This is a genomic window from Pseudoalteromonas sp. OF5H-5 (assembly GCF_021530695.1).
In the GTDB taxonomy this organism is placed as follows: Bacteria; Pseudomonadota; Gammaproteobacteria; order Enterobacterales; family Alteromonadaceae; genus Pseudoalteromonas.
In genome coordinates this window covers 1-20078 of record NZ_JAKGBF010000003.1, presented here as the reverse complement: position 1 = coordinate 20078, position 20078 = coordinate 1, and the positions used below count along the sequence as shown (strand labels likewise).

At 43.7% G+C, this 20078-nt stretch carries 14 protein-coding genes, 1 pseudogene and 1 riboswitch; of the genes and pseudogenes, 6 read left to right on the top strand and 9 right to left on the bottom strand.

Annotated features, from left to right (window positions below; genetic code table 11):
• The first annotated feature begins 68 nt into the window (after positions 1-68).
• Positions 69-3467 carry an ATP-binding protein gene (locus L1271_RS05015; RefSeq protein ID WP_235367050.1) on the top strand — a complete coding sequence of 1133 codons (3399 nt, stop codon included), beginning with the start codon at positions 69-71 and terminating at the stop codon, positions 3465-3467.
• Between the two features lie 46 nt (positions 3468-3513).
• Here the strand turns inward: L1271_RS05015 and L1271_RS05010 are convergent, their stop codons facing one another.
• Positions 3514-4089: a DJ-1/PfpI family protein gene (locus L1271_RS05010; protein ID WP_211865402.1), complete on the bottom strand. Its 576-nt coding sequence runs from the start codon at positions 4087-4089 to the stop codon at positions 3514-3516.
• A gap of 238 nt (positions 4090-4327) precedes the next feature.
• On the opposite strand from L1271_RS05010, the gene L1271_RS05005 reads away from it, so the two are divergent.
• Positions 4328-6493, top strand: a complete 2166-nt coding sequence (locus tag L1271_RS05005) for a M3 family metallopeptidase (protein ID WP_235367044.1) — start codon at positions 4328-4330, stop codon at positions 6491-6493.
• Positions 6494-6555: 62 nt separating this feature from the next.
• Here the strand turns inward: L1271_RS05005 and L1271_RS05000 are convergent, their stop codons facing one another.
• From L1271_RS05000 to L1271_RS04985, 4 genes are all read right to left on the bottom strand, one after another.
• Complete coding sequence (locus L1271_RS05000) at positions 6556-7233, bottom strand: LiaF domain-containing protein (protein WP_235367032.1); 678 nt, start codon at positions 7231-7233, stop codon at positions 6556-6558.
• 443 nt (positions 7234-7676) lie between these two features.
• Complete coding sequence (locus L1271_RS04995; protein ID WP_010605615.1) at positions 7677-8240, bottom strand: manganese efflux pump MntP; 564 nt, start codon at positions 8238-8240, stop codon at positions 7677-7679.
• 7 nt (positions 8241-8247) lie between these two features.
• Positions 8248-8418: riboswitch (yybP-ykoY riboswitch) on the bottom strand.
• A 93-nt stretch (positions 8419-8511) separates the two neighbouring features.
• Entirely contained in the window at positions 8512-9813 is a 1302-nt protein-coding gene (locus L1271_RS04990; protein ID WP_235367025.1) for a sensor histidine kinase, read from the bottom strand.
• Positions 9800-11176, bottom strand: a complete 1377-nt coding sequence (locus tag L1271_RS04985) for a sigma-54-dependent transcriptional regulator (protein ID WP_235367024.1) — start codon at positions 11174-11176, stop codon at positions 9800-9802. Before L1271_RS04985 ends, L1271_RS04990 begins: the two co-directional genes overlap by 14 nt.
• A 175-nt stretch (positions 11177-11351) precedes the next feature.
• Between L1271_RS04985 and L1271_RS04980 the strand changes: the two genes are divergently transcribed.
• From L1271_RS04980 to L1271_RS04970, 3 genes are read left to right on the top strand one after another with little or no spacing between them, the layout of a single operon-like run.
• Complete coding sequence (locus L1271_RS04980) at positions 11352-12599, top strand: efflux RND transporter periplasmic adaptor subunit (RefSeq protein WP_235367023.1); 1248 nt, start codon at positions 11352-11354, stop codon at positions 12597-12599.
• A 22-nt stretch (positions 12600-12621) separates the two neighbouring features.
• Entirely contained in the window at positions 12622-13311 is a 690-nt protein-coding gene (locus L1271_RS04975; RefSeq protein ID WP_010605619.1) for an ABC transporter ATP-binding protein, read from the top strand.
• Entirely contained in the window at positions 13304-15730 is a 2427-nt protein-coding gene (locus tag L1271_RS04970) for an ABC transporter permease (protein WP_235367022.1), read from the top strand. The genes L1271_RS04975 and L1271_RS04970 overlap by 8 nt, the downstream gene beginning before the upstream one ends.
• A 44-nt stretch (positions 15731-15774) precedes the next feature.
• Here the strand turns inward: L1271_RS04970 and L1271_RS04965 are convergent, their stop codons facing one another.
• Both L1271_RS04965 and L1271_RS04960 read right to left on the bottom strand, forming a co-directional pair.
• A complete protein-coding gene (locus L1271_RS04965; RefSeq protein WP_235367021.1) occupies positions 15775-17235 on the bottom strand; it encodes a dihydrolipoyl dehydrogenase in 1461 nt (486 codons plus the stop codon).
• 128 nt (positions 17236-17363) lie between these two features.
• The gene (locus tag L1271_RS04960) at positions 17364-18092 is read right to left on the bottom strand and encodes a glutathione peroxidase (RefSeq protein WP_010605622.1); all 729 of its coding nucleotides are present in this window, start codon (positions 18090-18092) and stop codon (positions 17364-17366) included.
• 186 nt (positions 18093-18278) lie between these two features.
• On the opposite strand from L1271_RS04960, the gene L1271_RS04955 reads away from it, so the two are divergent.
• Positions 18279-18812: a DinB family protein gene (locus tag L1271_RS04955; protein WP_102058209.1), complete on the top strand. Its 534-nt coding sequence runs from the start codon at positions 18279-18281 to the stop codon at positions 18810-18812.
• 146 nt (positions 18813-18958) lie between these two features.
• Here the strand turns inward: L1271_RS04955 and L1271_RS04950 are convergent, their stop codons facing one another.
• Entirely contained in the window at positions 18959-19222 is a 264-nt protein-coding gene (locus L1271_RS04950; RefSeq protein WP_095727608.1) for a hypothetical protein, read from the bottom strand.
• A 263-nt stretch (positions 19223-19485) separates the two neighbouring features.
• A pseudogene (locus L1271_RS04945) lies at positions 19486-20078 on the bottom strand (hypothetical protein); the annotation flags it as partial.

Below are 20078 nucleotides of genomic sequence, written 5' to 3'. Positions count from 1 at the left end.
TGTGCTTAAGTGCAAACGCATTTTAGGTCTTTATGCCTAACAGTTAGACCACTGTCCAAGGAGAAAATGTGTCTTCTTCCAATATTGCTAAGGGCGCTATTGTACTGCTGCTCGCCGTGATGGTGAGTGCCATCTTATATTTTGAAAACAGTATCCATCGCGACCTTAACGAAAGCTTTTATCAGCGCTTAGAGCAGGTACATTCGGCGCAAAACAATATTTATTTGGGAGAGATCGACGATAACCGCCGGTTTCTTTATTTTCTGCTAGACACCCCGCCAATTCAGGGGATCGCCAGAGCGGAAAAAAACGATGGTATCGACCCTCAAGAAAACACGCCGCTTGATGTTTGGCGGGCACGACTAAGTACGATTTTTAGGTCAATGTTATATTCGTATGATGGCCTTAACCAAATCCGCCTACTTGACGCCCATTCTGGGATGGAAATGGTTAGGGTTGAGCGACAGCTAGGGCAGGTAATTGCTGTATCCGATAGCAAACTACAAGATAAGAGCGAAAGTGATTACTTTATCCAAGCACTGCAACTGCCAGAACGCACTATCTATTCCACAACAATCAACTTAAATCGCGAGCACGGACAAGTCGTCACGCCTTTTCAACCAACCAAACGTTTTACTTTACCGACTTACGATATAGATAACGACTTATTTGGTATATTGGTAATTAATACCAATGCTGAAAAGATGATAGACAGAATTGTCTCTCAAGCGCCAAGTATGCAACAAGTGATGCTCTTAGGTGCAGATGATTCGTTTATTTATCATCCTGAATTTTCGCTACGATACAGCAAAGATATAAACCCCGAAATCAACTTTCAAACATTATATCGCGTGACGCCATGGTCCAATAAAATCCAACTGGTGGAAGAAAAATCAACGGGAGAGCAGTTTCTTGCGCTCATTAGCAAGGTTGAAGGGGCTAACTTTAACAACTTAGAAGTTAAGCTCGTTAATCTTATCCCTTTTGCTGTTTATCAGCAAAGCCTCAATGAAAAACGATTAACGACCTATGTTTTACTCGCTATTGCCTGCGGTGTATTCGCTCTAGTCTTTTTTGCATTTTGGCAATATACGAGCAGTTTACGTGCGCTCGATTCAACGCGAGCAGAGTTTAAGGCGATTTTAGATGGTGCATCAGATGGTGTGCTTGGCTTTGATAGCAACTTAAAGCTCACCAGCTTTAATGAGTCGGCACAGCGCTTCTTTAAACAGCTGAATAACAGTCGTTTAGGTAACAACCCACAGTTTTTGCCAGAGGCTGTGCATCAGTTTTTATTTCACTATGCCAATATGGTTTTACAGGGCGAAGTGGTGGAGTCTAAGTCATTACAACTAGACTTAAATGCCCATGAAAACATCTGGCTTTCACTTAGTTTGTCTCCAATCTACGCAGGAAATGGACGCATTCAGGGGGTCGCACTATTCGTTGAAGACATCACAGCGAAAAAAGAAGCGGAAGCACAGTTAGTTGGAGCAAATGAACGACTGGAGCAAGAGGTGAAGGAGCGTACCAAAGAGCTGGTGGACGCTCGGGATAAAGCAGCGAAAGCGTCAGAAGTGAAAAGTGCATTTATTTCCACTATCAGCCATGAAATGAGGACGCCTCTCAATGGGATTTTAGGATCACTAAACTTGGTGAGAAAAGAGCCCGTTACTAAGCACCAACATAAGTACCTAGAAATGATGGAAACCAGCTCGACTACGCTTTTGTCGTTAATTAATGATGTACTGGACTTGTCGAAGATAGAAGCGGGTAAGCTGGATATCGATAATGAACCATTCAACCCGCTCTCTGTCATTGAACATGTCGCGCTGTCTATGTCGGCGAAAGCCAAAGAACAGGGTATCACTTATATTTTGGACCAAACTGGTTTAGCGCATATTGAACTGTGCGGGGATGCGGCGCGCGTTAAACAAATAATTTATAACCTCCTTAGTAACGCAATTAAATTTACTAAAAAAGGTCATGTGAAATTGACCGTTACCACCGAACAGTTAGACGACACGGTATGGCTGAAAGTCACAGTTGAAGACACTGGGGTTGGAATTGAAAAAGCTAATCAAAACAAGCTATTTCAATCGTTTAGTCAAGAATCTGCTAATACCTCGAACGAGTTTGGTGGAACAGGCCTTGGACTCTCTATTTGTAAGCAGTTAGTTGAAAAAATGCTCGGTCATATTCACTTTGAGAGTGAAAAGTTTAAAGGCAGCAAGTTTTGGTTTGAATTACCGTTTTCTAGTGCGCAAACTAAGCCCATCAACGTGCCTGAAGTATTGGCCGGCAAAACAGTCTCTGTGCTCAGTAAAACCAAATTGGAGTCAGACTCTATCGCTAAGCTTATCGCTAAATGCGGTGGTGAGTGCGTTGAGAAAGAGACGCAGAGTGATATATGCATCATTACGAATGAGCAAGATTATATGCAAATGAAATCAGCTCAAAATTATTTTGAGAAACTTATTTTAGTGGGGGATGAGCTTCAGAATATTAACGATGCTGATAACATAGTGCATATCTCTTCACCTCTTCGGGTTGGAGAATTTGTCGCGCTATTTGACTTAAATAAAGCAATTCGATTACAGCCTAGCTTGAAGAAGTCAGGTGAGACAGTCGCATTAAGTGGTAACTTGGTCGCGGGCTGTCACTTTTTGGTGGTAGACGATAATCAAATCAACCGGATTGTGGCAAAAGGTATTTTGGAAGGACAAGGAGCTAAGGTGAGTTTTGCCGTTGATGGTCAAGATGCTGTGAACAAGCTACTGTTATTTGAGCATCAAGAGGTTGATTTTGATGCTATCTTTATGGACTGTAATATGCCAGGAATGGATGGTTATCAGGCCACAAGAGCGATCCGTCAAGGTCAAGGTGGCGATAAGTATAAAGATGCGATCATTATTGCGATGACTGCCAGCGCCCTTGCGGGTGAAAAAGAACGTTGTCTCAATGCAGGAATGGATGAGTTTGTGACTAAGCCTGTGGTCGTCGAACAGTTATTTGACGTGCTAGATGTGCTAGGTGTGCATGCTAAGGATGATGACTCTGTGCTTATTCACCCGTTTGAAAGCGTGGCAGAAGAGCAAACGGGCATGCCGATAAACGAAGCTGACGTGCTCGAGCGCCTCTCTGGAGATGAAGAATTACTTAAAAAGGTGTACACCTTATTCTTGAATGACTCTGAAAATCAAATGCAACAGCTTAGATTGAGTATCAAAAATAGTAATTGCGACGCTTCGGCAAGGTACAGCCATGCACTTAAAGGTCAAGCTGGTGATTTAGCTGCAGAAACACTTTTTGATCTGCTCGATAAAATAGAGACTTATGCGCGTGAGCACCAAGCAGGGCAGTGTAAATCACACTTGGAACAGGCGCAAAGTGAATACGATAAAGTCGTCGTATTTGCGAAAAAGCGCGTGAGTGAGTTAGAGTTCGCAGATATCAACAATGGCTAGAGTGAGCGAGGCCTTCGTTTAATAATGGTGGGTTTACTCATCATTATTAACTTCTAGGCCAGTCATAATCCATTTGGGTTGCGGTCTTTCTTGCTACCGATTGCCCAAAGCGCTTTTTCACCAGTTCTAGACTCATATCGATACCTGCCGAAATACCCGCTGAGCTAGTAAAATTCTGATCCATTACAAACCTTACGTCCTCAACGACTTCTAAAGAGGGATATTGTTCTCTCAAATCGTCGATATCCTGCCAGTGGGTGGTGACTCGCTTGCCATCAATAAGGCCTGCTTCGGCATATAAAAACACACCTGTACAAACAGATGCACACTGAGAGGTATGGTTCGCTGTTTCTGCAAGCCAATTAAGTACGTTGTGATCACTGCAAATTTGGTGATGCAGTCCGCCGACTACGATGAGCAAATCAAACTTTGGGTGCGAGTAGATACTGTAATGGGGGTTTACACTCATGCCGCCACGCGAGGTAACAGGAACATGACTTGGCGCGACAAAGCTGACGTTAATTGGGGTTTCGATAAATCGCTTTGCGGTATTGAATACCTCAAATGGGCCACAAAAATCTAAACACTCCGCACCGTCATAGATGAAAATACCAACTTCCATTATTTTTCCCTACAGATCAGTTTTTTACTAACTTGGCTGATTTTAGTTAAATTTTCAAGGTAAATTGTAACAACCCATGAAAAAACTCCACTCACTATAGTTTTAGTGTCTTTAAGCTACTATGAGTACTAGCATTTTTGCTCTATCGCAGAGAACCTTGTTTCTCCCGCAAAGCGATTGCACTTTTAGAGACGATCCGTAATATCTATCCCACGATAACAACAAGCGATGAAACAATATGTTCAAACCTTCCATCACATTATTAAGTGCAGCTGTATGTTTAGCCCTTGCGGGTTGTGCGGGCACAGCAGAGCAAAGCCAAGAACCAGTAAAATCACTGCAAAGTAAGCAATATGATAACGTGCTTTTACAGGAGTTTTCAGGTCCTTATCAAGGCGTTCCTCATTTTGACAAAATGAAGCTTGAAGATTTAGAAGCTGCGCTTGAAATTGGTATGGCTGATAATTTGAAAGAAATTGAAGCAATAGCCAATAATCCAGCTAAGCCAACTTTTGAGAACACCATTGTTGCACTAGAAAGAGCGGGTGCTCCTTTAGATCGCGTTTTTACCTACTACGGCCTTTGGAGTGCAAATATTTCAAGCCCAGAGTTTAGAGAAATCCAATCGCGAGTTGTGCCTAAGTTTTCAGAGTTCAGCTCTAAAATCACCCAAAACCAAGCGCTTTTTGAACGGGTAAAAGCGGTATACGAAGGCGCTGAATATAAAAAGCTAACGGCAGAAGAGCAGCGTATTACTTGGATGCGTTATAACGGCTTTGCCCGCAATGGAGCGACGCTAAAAGGTGAAGACGCTAAGCGTTACGCGGACATTAATCTTGAGCTATCAAAGCTACATACTAAATTTGCAAACAACGTCCTTGCAGATGAAGAAAACTATGTAGTCTATCTCACTAAAGACCAGTTGTCAGGTTTGCCTGAGTCGTTTGTTGCGTCGGCAGCGGCTGCTGCAAAAGCGCGCGGTAAGGCGGACATGTACGCGATTACCAACTCTCGTTCATCAATGGATCCATTTTTAACCTACTCAACAGAGCGTGAGTTACGCGAGAAAGTATGGAACAACTACTATAACCGTGGCAACAACGGTGGCGAGTACGACAATAAAGCGATTATCTCTGACATCCTAAAGCTTAGACATGAACGCGTTAACTTACTCGGCTACGATAATTACGCGCAGTGGCGTCTTGAAGACCGCATGGCGAAAAAGCCTGAAAATGCGATGGCGCTGATGAAAAAAGTATGGCCTGCTGCAATTGCGCGCGTGAAAGAAGAAGTAACAGACATGACATCTATTGCTAAGCTTGAAGGCAATGATATAAAAATCATGCCATGGGATTACCGTTTCTACGCTGAGAAGGTTCGCCAAGCTAAGTATCAATTGGATTCAAACGAAGTTAAAGCCTATTTACAGCTAGATAATTTGCGTGAAGCGATGTTCTATGTAGCAGGCCGTCTGTTTAACTTTGAATTCACTGAAGTGCCAAAGGGCTCGGTGCCTGTATTCCACCCTGACGTTCGTGTTTGGGAAGTAACAGACAAAACCACTGGTGATAATATCGGCCTTTGGTATTTAGACCCGTTCGCACGTAAAGGTAAACGATCAGGTGCATGGGCGTTGTCATATCGTAGTCATACAACATTTGATGGTAAAACAAATGTGCTTAGCTCAAACAACTCCAACTTTGTGAAAGCACCAGAAGGTGAAGCGACCTTAATTTCTTGGTCAGATGCAGAAACCTATTTCCACGAGTTTGGTCATGCGCTGCATGCGCTTTCATCAAACGTGAAGTATCCAAGTTCAAACTCTGGTGTTCGTGACTACACCGAGTTCCAATCTCAGTTATTGGAGCGTTGGTTGGCGACAGACGAAGTGATCAATCGTTACTTAGTTCACTATAAAACAGGCAAACCTATGCCTAAAGCGTTAATCGAGAAAATCAAGAAGTCAGCAACCTTTAACCAAGGTTTCGCGACGACTGAATACCTTGGATCGGCTATTATGGATATGCTTTTCCATACCACAGATCCTGACAAGATTGGCGACCCTGTTGCATTCGAAAAGTCTCAGTTAGGTGCGCTAGGCATGCCGGACGAGGTCGTGATGCGTCATCGTACAACTCACTTTGGTCACGTATTCTCAGGTGAAGGTTATTCAGCGGGTTACTACGGTTACCTGTGGGCTGAGGTATTAACTTCTGATGCAGCAGAAGCGTTTGCAGAAGCGCCAGGTGGCTTCTACGACAAAGACGTTGCACAGCGTTTAGTGGATTACCTATTCTCAGTTCGCAACTCAATGGATCCAGCAGAAGCGTATCGCAAGTTTAGAGGCCGTGACGCTGAAGTTGAAGCGCTTATGCGTGATAGAGGCTTTCCTGTAGAGCAGTAAAAAGTTTACTCTGCTATTCGGATAATAAAAAACCCCTGAACCAAGGGGTTTTTTATTAAGCTTTAGCTTTTGGATTTCGTGCCGTCACCAAATAGGGATTTAAGGCCGTCGGCAAATTGCTTTATTTGTGCTTTCATTGAGCGCTTTACGCTAATTTCAATGCTACCCAAAATCATTCTACCGTGAACATAAATTCGTGGACGCTGTTTCACCTGCCCTGCAGATGCAAGCGTATTTCTAGTGTTTTCTACTGAACCCATAACATTACGAATATCGGTGATGACATCGACTGTGTCTGGTACGAAGATTTCATCACTGCCTAAAATGCAATCTATATAAATATGTACTTCAGGGTGACTAAAAATTGCGTTGGTAAAATCTAGTTCCAAGCTGCCAAGGTAATTTTTTAGTTGGATCTCTTTAGGTACGATCCACTCGCCACTGCGATGGTTGGAACTAAGTATAGAGGTAATGCTTATCGCCTCAGCACCATCTACGCTTGAGGTAAATTTTGGACCCAAACGAGCGGCTTTTTCGCTGTGATATCTTGCATCCGACTTTAGCGGTAAATCAGCACTAAGTGCTGCAATTTGTTCTTGTTCGTTCAGGTCGTATGCTTTATCCAATCGTCTCTCGAATGCATCAGCCGAAAGCTCACCGTGGCTGTAATTTAGAATTAACTGGTCAATCACCTCTTCCCTAACGGATTCGAGAGGCCTATCTTTTAATGGTACAGACATATGGTTGGTTCCGTTCTCTTGATTTATGCTTATAGAAGCAACAACCAAGCCAACATTAAATCATTTATAAAACAAGTGGTTAGTGTTTTTTAATATCAACTTACTCTATTTATTTACTAATATTTAGTTGTACAAAATAGTATTTGGTCAAAATTACCACTATTAGATGGCAGGCAACGCAGTAGCGCAGGTGTAGTTTGATATTGTCAGTCACTTTGCTATGGTAGTAGGTGTTCGCAAAACAACCAAAGGAGATTAGTTATGGCGAAGAAAAGCGATGTCAAAGCGCTTAAAAAAGAGCTGAAAGCGCGTAAAGCAAAGATTGAAAAGCATGAAGCAAAAATCAAAAAGCTGAAAAAAGCGATTAAAAAGGCTTAAAAGCCAAGTAGCCCTAACGTAAAGGGATAAGCAAGTGAGCGGTAAATATACCGCTCTTTTTGCGATTAAATCGAAAGATGGCTATATAGCAACCAAGTTCCCACACAGATTAAGATCACCCCACCAAAGGTTTCAGCTCGACTACCAAGGAACTTTCCAGCCGAATGCCCAATCATCACACCAATTGTTACCATCATGGTGGTGGCAAGGCCAATGAGCGAAGCGGCGAGCCATATATTCACATCAACAAATGCGAGACTGACACCGACAGCCATTGCATCAATACTGGTACCAAACGCTGTGATAATGGTTTTTAACCAAGGTTGCTTTGCGTGCTGTGCTGGCGCATCGTCATTACCCTTAAGGCTCTCATAAATCATATGAGCGCCAAGTCCTAACAGTAAGATAAAGGCAATCCAGTGATCCCAAGCCTCGACATAGCCAGCTGCAGATTGTCCTATTAACCAGCCAATCAGCGGCGTACAGGCTTCAATAACACCAAAAATGAGGCCGATTTTTATGGCTTCGGTAAGCCGAGGTGATTTTAGGCTGGCGCCTTTACCGATTGCCGCGGCAAACGCATCGGTAGACATGGCGTATGCTAACAGTAGCAGGGTGACGAAATTCATTTACATTGCTCCGGTCGGGCGATTTGAGTCCACGACATATCCACACGCCCGACCACAGGCATGGATATATCGATGGTCTCGCCAACCGAGAGGTGTCCGCACCATGGCATTTTGGCCAATTATGTTGATACGAACTCTTCCGAGCATTGGAAGCTGGCTACTCCCCAACGAGTTGCGATAATATCAAGAATTGTTCTAAATAGAAATCTAAGTTTATAGCTAGCTCTACACGATATGGTGAATGAGTTGGCTCCATTTTTAGTTATTTATCTTATAGCAATACACTAAAGCAGCTCCCTTTTCCTACTTCAGAGGTTGCGCTGATCCGCCCTTTGTGGCGATGGATAATTTGTTGGCTGAGTGCAAGTCCAATTCCTGAGCCATGAGATTTCGTGGTAAAAAATGGTACGAATATTTTCTCAAGTGCGCTGGGCTCTATTCCTTCCCCGTTATCAGCAACTTTGATCTCACATTTGCCGTAGCGATTAATCGTTGCTGATATAGTCACTATTTTTTCTTGGCTGTTATGTTTCATGGCATCTTTGGCGTTATTTAGTAGATTGAGCAGCACTTGCTCTATCATCTTTCTATCAACATTAATGCTCAGCGCAGCGGGCGTCACGTCAAAGTGTAGAGTGATATTGGCGTCACTAAAGTCGCTTTTTATCAGTGGTGTAATGTCGTCAAATAAAGTCTGTACCGCAAGCGGTTGGAGGTCAAGTTCAGGAATATGCGTGAGCTTTCTGTAGTTATCAATAAAGCCAAGTAAAGACTGGCTTCTAATACCAATCGCTTGCAGGCTTTGTAGGTAGTCTTCAACGAGTTCTTGGTCTGTCACCGCTTCAGCTAACTGATTATTGGTGATATTAACTAGCGTATTTGAGAGTGAATAAATCGGTGCGACGGAGTTTCCTATTTCATGGATAAGCACGCGGATCAGCTTTTGCCAAGACTCGATTTGGGTACTCTCTAGCTGCTCTGAAATCGCGGTGAAAAGCCAAAGTTGGTACTGATTACCTTGATTGGAAAACGTAAAATATTTAAATAGTAAGTCTTTGGCGATGTGGCTACCTACTTTGGCTTGTTCAAGCTCTGGGTGTGCTGCAAGTAATGAGTGTCCAGACTCTGCGCCGCGAATATCCAACAATTGCTTTGCGCTGTTATTACAAATCAAAATGGTGTGGCCATTTTTGATAAGGATCAGACCTGCTTCTATGTGTTGTAGCATGGTTTCGTAAGTAGTGACGAGCTCTGCCTGTTTGGTTTTATCTTGCTGAGCTTTCTGAATAAGCTCGTTACAGGTTGTAAGTGCTTGCTTACTTATTGGGTGCTTATTATCAATTCTAAAGCTGCCATCTTGATACTTGAGCGCAGTAAACACCTCTTCGAATTGTTGTTTCTGTCTTTGCAGTGTGGCAATAGACAGCACTGTGAATAGCACTGCAATCGCAATGGATAACCCACTAAACAAAAAGACGTAGCTGTGGAGAAAGCCCAACACACCAAGTGTGGCGAATACAATGGCTGCGAGTTGAAAAATGGCCATGCGAACGAGGCTATTATTCCACATCATACTTCTCCATTTTACGGTACAGTGACGCGCGGGTGATCCCAAGCGCTTTAGCCGCATGGCTGATATTTCCCTTAAAGTCTCGGACCGCCCGCTCTATGGTGTGCTGCTCTATTTTTGCGAGGTTATAGGTGTCAATAAAGCCCGCACTCTCCTCAGAGCTTGCCCCTGGACTGGCGAGCTGAAACTGTAATTGGGTTGAGTCAGATAAAATAACTGCGCGTTCAACCAAGTGTTGTAATTCTCGGATGTTACCGGGCCATTGATACTTGACTAAATCAGCCATCATTTTGTCGCTGACCGTTTTGCACTGTAGCTTGTACTTTTTGCTGTATAGATCAGCATAAAACTCAATAAGTAGTGGAATATCTTGGGGTCTATCTCGTAGTGCTGGAAGTGTGATCTCTACGGTATTAATGCGGTATAACAAGTCCTGACGAAAACTGCCTTCGCGCACCATGTCATACAAATTCATATTGGTTGCGGTGATAAGGCGCAGATCAACCTCTATTTGTTTGCTGCCTCCCACTGGTGTAACCACTCGATTTTGGATCGCAGTAAGCAACTTTCCCTGTAACTCGAGCGGAATATTGGCTATTTCATCTAAAAATAAAGTACCGGATTCCGCAAGCTCAAAGCGACCTGGCTTATTGGCTTTCGCATCTGTAAATGCGCCTTTCATATGGCCGAACAATTCACTTTCGAACAAAGAGCTGGCTATCGTGCCCATATCGACAGACATGAAGGTATTGTCTTTTCGTAAAGACTGTTTATGTAGCTCTCTGGCAACGACTTCTTTACCTGTCCCGCTTTCGCCTAAGATTAAGACATTGGCATCGGTTTTGGCGGCCTTTTCTATGGTTTGAAAAACTTGCTCCATTGCTGGACTCGAGGCAATTAAATGCTCGAATGGTTTGTTTTGCGCAGCCATTGAGATTTGTGCGATTTGCGTGAGCTTCTTGGACTTTTGCCGTTGTGCGCTCAACTCGATGCAATTGGCAACCGTTGCGAGTAGCTTTTCATTTTGCCAAGGCTTGAGGACAAAATCGTTGGCACCAAGTTTGATGGCATCCACTGCCATCGTTAGGTCGCCATAGGCGGTGAAGAGTACAACCACGGCATCTTCATCCAAGGCTTTTATTTGTTTTAGCCAGTAGAATCCTTCGGCGCCGGAGGTTGATTCTCGAGTAAAGTTCATGTCGAGCAATATCAGTGCAAAGTCCTGTTCCGACATTGTTTTAGCGATATCGTGGGGATTATCTAGCGTCACGACTTTTTTGTAATATTGTTTGAGCAACATTCTCGTGGCGACGAGAATTTCGCTGTTGTCGTCGACAACTAAAATTGCCTTATCGCAGATAGTCATTACATTTCCTTTCCTCATCAAACTGTACGATATCGTACACTAGGTGTTTAATTTTTTTACACTCTTTTGTTCCATTATTCCATAAAATTATTTTATGCCTTTGATTTTTATTTATTTTTTAGTTTGGCATGAAACTTGAGTTATTAGGCTAACCTAAACTCAAGAGAGTGACAAAATGGACAGAAAAATAACACCTAACAAAAGATTTCAGCTGTGGTGGCTGGCGCTACCTGTCATCATGGTAGCGTATTTTGCATTTGATAGTGCAGCGAGTAGCAGCGGGGAGCGTGTTAATCTGGCGATGGATAAAGTCAAGATAAGTACAGTGACAAAGGGCGAGTTTCATGATCTTATTCCGCTTAGAGGCAGCATCATGCCGAGTAAGTCTGTGTATCTAGATGCCATCGAAGGTGGGCGAGTCGAAGCGCGCTTCGTCGAAGAAGGTGCGATGGTTAAAAAGGGTGACAAACTGCTCGCACTGAGCAACACCAGTTTGCAGCTAGATGTGATCTCCCGTGAGGCGCAGATCTCAGAGCAGCTCAATAACCTACACAATACCCGCTTAGCGATAGATCAAAACCGTTTAAACTTAAAACGAAACCTATTAGAGCTAGATTTTCAGGTAAGTCAAAGTGAGCGAAAGCTTGCGCAGTTCAAGCGCCTTGGTAGCGGGAATTTAGTTTCAAAAGATGAGCTACAAGCGGCCGAAGATGAAACTGAGTATCTAAAAAACCGCCGCAAGTTAATTATTGAGCAGCAGCAACAAGATGAAAAAATCCGTACGGCACAAATTGCACAGCTAGAAGATAGCGTCGAGCAGCTTAATAAAAACTTAGGTTTTGCGCGTAAAAATCTTGAAAATCTAATTATCAAAGCGCCTATGGATGGTCAATTGACTGCGCTAGATGCGGAATTAGGCGCGTCAAAGGCGAGAGGAGCACGTTTAGGGCAAGTTGATATTGTGTCTGAATATAAAGTGTCGGCCCAAATTGATGAGTTTTACCTAGGCCGTGTGTATGCGGGACAAACCGCAAGGTTAACGCTGCAGGGAAAGCCGTATGAGCTAACGCTCGCAAAGGTCTATGCCGAAGTGTCAAATGGCCGCTTTGAAGTGGATTTAACTTTTAATGCTGCGCTGCCCAGCGACATTCGTAGAGGTCAAAGTTTGCAGTTGGAGTTGTTATTAGCAGATGCGAAAGCCGCGACTCTAATACCAAATGGTGGATTTTATCAAGATACCGCTGGCAAGTGGGTATTTGTACTAGAGCAGGGCAGCCAAGTGGCGGTGAAGAAATCGGTGACGTTTGGCGAGCGTAATAACAAATATATTGAAGTACTTGATGGGCTGGCAGTCGGCGACCGAGTGATCACTTCAAGTTACAGCAGCTTTAAAGACATGCAGTCAGTCAGTTTGACTCGTTAATAGAATTAAAAGGCAAAAGAATATGTTACATCTAACTAAAATAAATAAAGTTTTTCGTACTGAGCTGGTTGAGACTTACGCCCTTGAGGATGTCACGGTGACCGTAGAGCGTGGCGAGTTTGTTGCTATCATGGGGCAGTCAGGTTCAGGTAAGTCTACCTTACTCAATATCATCGGCATGCTAGACCATATTGATGGTGGCGAGTATGTTTTTGATGGCAAGGACATCAGCCATTTAAGTGAAGGTCAGCTTGCTGATATTCGTAAAGACAATATTGGCTTTATCTTCCAAAGTTTTAACCTTATTGATGAGCTCACTGTGTATGAAAACGTTGAGCTTCCGCTTATTTATCAGGGGATCTCTAAAGCCGAGCGAGCACTGCGTGTGACAGCCGTGCTTGAAAAAGTGAATATTGCGCATCGCAAAGATCATTACCCACAGCAACTTTCAGGTGGTCAACAGCAAAGAGTTGCAGTTGGACGTGCCATTGTCGCAAAGCCAAAAATGATTCTAGCGGATGAGCCAACCGGTAATCTTGACTCAAAAAATGGTGAAGAAGTCATGGGGCTGTTAGCACAGCTTAACCAAGAAGGGGTAACGATAGTCATGGTGACGCACTCAGATCACCATGCAAATTACGCGCATCGCACGATCCATGTTTTGGATGGCCATATTGTTTCGAGTCAAATGCAGGAGGTTCGCTGTGCTTAAAAATTACTTGTTAATCGCGTATCGCAGCTTGCTGCAACAAAAACTCTACTCAACAATCAATATTTTGGGTTTGGCGATTGGTTTAGCTATTTGTATCAGTATGGCTATTTTTGTTGAATCTGAACTGGGTTACGACAAGTTTATTAAGGGTCATGAGCAAATCTATCGCTCGTCTGTAAAATGGATGCCGCCAAGTGCGCCTGAACAATACTATGCGCAAGGGCAAGTCTTTAACGCTGAAAACTATCAAGCACACTTTGAAGAAGTGGTTGACGCTACTCGCTTTCGAGAAGTGAGCGTTGCGCTTGGGCAAGGCAAGGAAAGTTTTCTTCATGATGGTGTATTCCTCGCGGATCCCAACTTCGTCGATTTTTTCTCCTTAGATGTAATTGACGGAGAGCGTCAGTCGGCACTTGAGGCTCCCAACACTATTGTTTTAACCCAAGCAGCTGCAATGCTCTATTTTGGTCGCACGAATGTTGTTGGAGAATCTTTACTTGGTGCAGGAAAGCTACCGTTAAAGGTTAGCGCCGTGATAAAAGACTTGCCACTGCGCACCCATTTAAACGTCTTTGCGCTCATTAGTATGGCTACGGCCACCACTTATTATGGTGATAACAGCTGGCAGCGTGACCCAAGTTTTAACTATTTCACCTACGTTAAATTAGCGGATGGGGTAACCGGTGAAGATGTTGAAGCAAAAATCCCAAGTTATTTAGAAAATCATTATGGTCCGGGAACTAGCGACACCCTTGGCTTTGAATTAATGCCTATCACCGATATTTACCTTCACTCTCATCAGTATGGTGAAATGAAAGAAAATGGTGATATCAATACCGTTTATTCGTTTAGTGTTATTTCAGCGCTTATTCTCTTTATTGCGTGTGTTAATTTTATGAATTTGTCGACTGCCACAGCAACCAAGCGCGCAAAGGAAGTGGGAGTACGTAAGACATTAGGCGCTAAACAGCAGCATTTAGTTATGCAGTTTGTGGTTGAGGCGATGATGTTGAGTTATATCGCGTTGATCATTGCTGTAGCGCTGGTTGAGGCTGGTTTACCTTTGTTTGCGAGTTTTATCGGCAAGCCGCTCAGTTTTGACTTCTATTCAGAGCCGTTAGTGTTGACTACGCTGTTGCTTTTAGGGTTATTCGTTGGCTTAATCTCAGGCGCATACCCAGCCTTTTATCTAAGCCGCTTTAAACCTGCTAAAGTGCTTAAAGGAGAAGTGACACAGGGTAAATCTGGTGCGCTGCTGCGTAAAGGGCTGGTGGTATTTCAATTTAGTGTCGCCGTGGTGCTTATTATCGCCACCACGGTATCTAACCAGCAACTAAAGTACGCAAGAGCCATAGAGCTCGGTTATGACAAAGACAATACTTTTGTGCTGAGCCGTCTTTATACAGATATCGCCAGTCAACAGCGTAGCGCATTAAAAACACAACTGCTCTCTCACCCAAGTATTGTCAGCGTGACAGCAAGTTCAGCGGTACCAACAGAGACCATTGTCGATGCTTTTGGGATGGTTAATCCAAAAACACAATTGTCGCAGACCATGCCGACATTGGCAGTAGATGAAGATTATTTTAGCAGCTACAACATTAAGTTACTGAGTGGCCGAGGGTTTAGTCGCGATTTTCCTGCCGATAAGTTTGCGATGCCGAGTGCAGCTGAGCCAAATCCGCGTTTTTCGGTTGTGATTAATGAAAAGGCGGCGCAGAGTTTAGGATTTAGTGCTGATGAAGCAGTTGGTAAAACATTTGAAGTACGATTAACTCGGCATTCAAGCGCTACGGCGACTATCATCGGGGTGACGCAAAACTACTATTTTTCTTCGCTTAAAACAGAGATAAGCCCAACGTATCACTTGCTAAGAGAGAATGAAGGCAATTCGATGGCGATAAAATTTCAAGGTGATACAGCGCAAACTCGCGACTTTATAGAGGCCACTTGGCGCAAGCTAGTACCAGAACAAGAAATGGAACTGACTTATCTACAAACTAAATTTGAGCAGATGTATCGCCAGGAAGACAAAGAAATCATTGTGTTTAATTTGTTCTCTATGCTGGCGATTTTCATTGCTTGTTTAGGCTTATTTGGTCTTGCCTCTTTTACTACAAAAAGGCGCACCAAAGAGATTGGGGTGCGTAAAGTGCTTGGTGCTTCGGTGATGGATATCGTGATATTGATCAATAAGGAATTCTCAAAGCAAGTGCTGATCGCAAACCTGATAGCGTGGCCGCTTGCGTACTTTGTGATGCAGCAGTGGTTAAACAATTTTGTCTATCGTATTGATCTTTCAATCGTGCCATTTTTGATTGCAGCAAGTTTAGCATTTGCAATTGCTTGGCTAACGGTCGGCTCGTTGACGCTAGTTGCCGCACAAGCGCGGCCTGTAAAATCATTAAGATACGAGTAATTGCAACAAAACAGGCCTCACAATGAGGCCTGAACAGAGATAAGTTAAGCACCAGGACCACATTCCAAGCAGTGCTTGATAATATCCGGGCCAAACTTCAAGTTTGCATTTAGATTTCGCAGTGCCGTTCTTAGGCCTTCTTCTATCACTGGGTGGTAGAAAGGCATTTCGAGCATTTGTGGCACGGTCATCTTGTTTTGTAGCGCCCAAGCAAGTAAATGCGCCATATGCTCAGCAGCAGGGCCGACAAATTCGGCACCTAAGAATAATCCGGTGCCTTGCTCAGCGTAGACTCGCATATGGCCTTTGTTTTTTAACATCACGCGGCTGCGGCCTTGGTTTTCAAAGCTTACCTCTCCGATGGCAAAGCAGCCACAATTGCCATATTGCTTTTCCAACTCTTTATAACTTGCTCCAACCATGGCAATTTGTGGGTCGCTAAATACCGCCGCAAGCTTTGCACGGCGCAGTCTCACTCTCACATCGGGGAAGCGACCGGCATTTTCACCTGCAATCGTGCCTTGATCTGCGGCTTCATGTAGAAGCGGGATCTGGTTGCTGGCATCACCTGCAATAAAAATGGGGGCGTTACCTGAGCCATCAATACATTGCATGGTATGTGGGTCGGCTAGCGGTACGCCTCGGTCATCAAGCTCTAGCGTGGTATTTTCTAGCCCTAAGTTATCAACATTGGGCACACGACCTGTGGCTGCCAACACATAGTCAAACTGCTCGGTTTGCGGTTTCCCTTGTTTGTCAATGTAGGTAAGCTCGGCTTTGTCACCGACCTGTTTCATATCTGATACTTTGGCATCTGTGTCGAGGTAAAACTCATCACTGAACACAGTGGTAGCATAGTCTTTGACGATTGGATCGGTTAGTGGTCCAAGGCCACCGCCGACACCAAATACTTTGACCTTTACGCCAAGTCGGTGTAGCGCTTGACCTAGTTCTAAGCCAATCACGCCGGGGCCAAATACGGCCACTGAGTCGGGTAAATTGTCCCAGTCAAAAACGTTATCGTTAATGACTAAGCGGTCGCCAAAATTATTAAACACACCGGGGTAGCTAGGTCTTGAACCTGTAGCGATAACAAAACGTTTGGCTGTGATCTGAGTGTGGTCGTCCAACTGTACCGTATGGCTGTTGATAAATTTTGCACTGCCGCGTAGTTTATCTTGCTCAGGTAGTTCGTCGACAGCTTCGACGACAAAGCCAACGAAGCGATCTCGCTCATGCTTTACTCTCGCCATAACCGCTTTACCGTCAATTTCAGCGGGTTTTACATTAATACCAAATTTAGGTGCGACTTCAATTTGATGTGCAGCTTCAGCTGCGGCAATCAGTAACTTGCTCGGCATGCAGCCAACCCGAGCGCACGTTGTGCCGTATACGCCAGACTCAATCATCAGTACTTCTGAGGTATATTTTTTGGCATTTCTATAGGCGCTGAGACCTGCTGTTCCCGCACCAATCACGACTACGTCGGTGTTTATCTTTTTCATTTTTTGCTCCGAAATCAGAAAGTGTAAACCCCCATGACAGCCATTAGCTATTGTGTTTTGTTGTGTTGAGGGGGAACATTTTGACTTGGTGAGCAAGTTCACCAAGTCATGTTGTGGGGGATGAGTGATTAAGCGAAATATTCAGCTAAATCATCTGAACCACCGATGTGTTTACCACCGATAAATACCTGCGGCACGGTTTCGCGACCAGACAGCGCTTTAAGACTGGTTAGCGATGCTTGTTGACCAAGTACCAGCTCTTCATATGCCAGTCCTTTTTCTTTTAGCAAAGCTTTGGCTTTTTCACAGAATGGACAGCCAATCTTGCTAATAACGGTAACCGGCTCTGGTTTGATTTGGCGCGGGTTAATGTACTCCAGCATAGTATCTGCGTCTGATACCTCAAACGGGTCGCCAGGCTTTTCTGGTTCGATAAACATTTTGTCAATCACACCATCTTTTACCAGCATTGAATAACGCCAGCTGCGTTTGCCAAAACCTAAATCGTTTTTATCAACTAACATGCCCATGCCGTCAGTGAATTCGCCGTTACCGTCAGGTAGTAGTGTAATATTCTGCGCTTCTTGGTACTGTGCCCATGCGTTCATTACAAACGTATCATTAACGGATAAACACACGATTTCGTCGACACCATTTTGTTTAAATACGCTAGCAAGCTCGTTATAGCGCGGTAAGTGCGTTGACGAACAAGTTGGTGTAAAGGCACCAGGCAAAGAAAATACAACCACAGTTTTACCTTTAAAAATTTCATCGGTGGTGACGTGCTTCCACTCTTCATTTTCTCTAATTGGGAATGTAACCTGTGGTACGCGTTGACCTTCAATATTCTTTAACATTTTGCTTTCCTTCTTAAGTTGATGGAGCCATTATGCCGCGCGCATTTTGATTTGTATAATTGATAGTTAAGATTAAAGTGTTCAATAAAATTGATTGTTTTCAACTTCAAATATTTGTATTTTTTAACCTAGCCAATGCCGCTAAGTTGAGGTTAGTCAATTTTTACGGGAACAGGGAATATTTAGATGAAAGCAAACTTTGAATTAATGGCGGATTACAATCGCTGGATGAACGAAAGATTATATGAAGCTGTTTCGGGATTGAGCGTCACGGAATTACACCAAGATCGAGGGGCTTTTTTTGGATCCATTATGGGATCGTTAAACCATATTCTTGTTGCCGATATTATTTGGCTTAAGCGCTATACAGAGCATAGCCATCATGCTGAAGCACTGAATGCTGTAGCAACAATGCCTCTGCCGACAAAGCTTGATGCGATGCTGTATGAAGATTTTGCAGCGTTGAGACAGGCAAGGGCGGAAATGGATAAGGTGATTATTGAGTTTGCGAATGAAGTCACTGAGGAGGCGCTTGCAGCCGATTTACACTACAAAAACACACAAGGTAAAACCTTTTCTCGCAAGTTTGGTTTTCTAGTGCATCATTTATTCAATCATCAGACGCACCATAGAGGGCAAATAACGACATTACTCAGCCAGATTGGTATTGATATGGGAGAAACCGATCTATTAGCTCGGATCCCCACATCATTTGGTTAGTGCTCTGGCTGGTTTTACCGCTTCGTTATGTCTAGTGTTTTGTGCTAGCAGCAATGAGAAGGGTTGTAAAGCTAGACATTAGCTCTACAGGCCTTTAAAAACCGTGGTCGGTAAAGCCTGTTAAGAAGAATTTCACTCGCTAACTTTCACAATAACTCTGAATAGAGCTCCTCTAGCCACTCATGAAGGTCCTCTATGGAGTCAAAATCTTCGTCTGTTAGTTCTTCATACTCTGTTAGTGAAATAAGATTTAAGTCTATAGCCTCCCGAAGTTGGGCTCTGACTTTAATCAAGTCATAAGGGTAGTCTTCTCCAATGCCGACAGCTCTTCTCAAAATACTGGGGTCATAGCTTTCAACATGACAATAAGTTTTTAAAATGGTTCTTAAAGGATCTTCAAGTTTATTCATCGTATATTTACTTCTTTAGTTCAGGGTATAATGTGTGCAATTTAATGTTACCATCTTCTATTAGATATATAGCTTTGGCATTTCCGTTTGAAAAATCTGTAACCTCGTATCCAGTGGGGTTTTTCTTGGAACCTAGTCTAGTTATTCCCCGTACAGCACTTCTGTAGTTAGAGCCAAAAATATCTTCAAGTGGTATTTATGCGCTCCTCGTTTATTCCGTTGAAACAACGCTATTGAGCGAATCAAGAAAACGTCGGCCCACGTCACACTGACTCCTCAAACCACAAGCCGAATAGCGTAGTGGGAGGTGGGTTATCCGCCGAGAAGTTATGCTTTTCTGGTGTGGTGTTGACGTCGTCTAGGCGTTTTACCGTGGCTTGCATGCCTTCGATGGCAGCGTCTGGGAGCAGTAGGTCGTAGTGCCAACTGGTAGACATGTCATCAAGTGAATCGCGTAGGCCTTTGACGATGTTTTTAACTTCCGTGGCGGATTGTTTTCCTAGGTCTTGCCAGTTGATGTCTCTTAGGTATTTAACTGGGTCGCCTTTACCGACTTTTCTTTGGGTAAAAAGCCGCAGCACGGCAAGCGCAGCCGAGAGCGATTCTCCAGTATTTTTTAAGATAACCTTGCCCACGCCTTTGACTGCTGAGCCCACTACTGGCACTAAACCAATGCCGGTCAAGGTAAAGGCAAGCCAAGCGTCAGTGTCGTTGGCTTCATCATCGTCAGTCAGTAACATGACATTGGCAATGATATCTCGTAAATCCATGACTTGGTCGATAATTGGTATCATGGAAATCAAGGTACCTACCACGATTTGTGACGTAGAGGGGTTTTGATTAAAGTCGCCTTGCA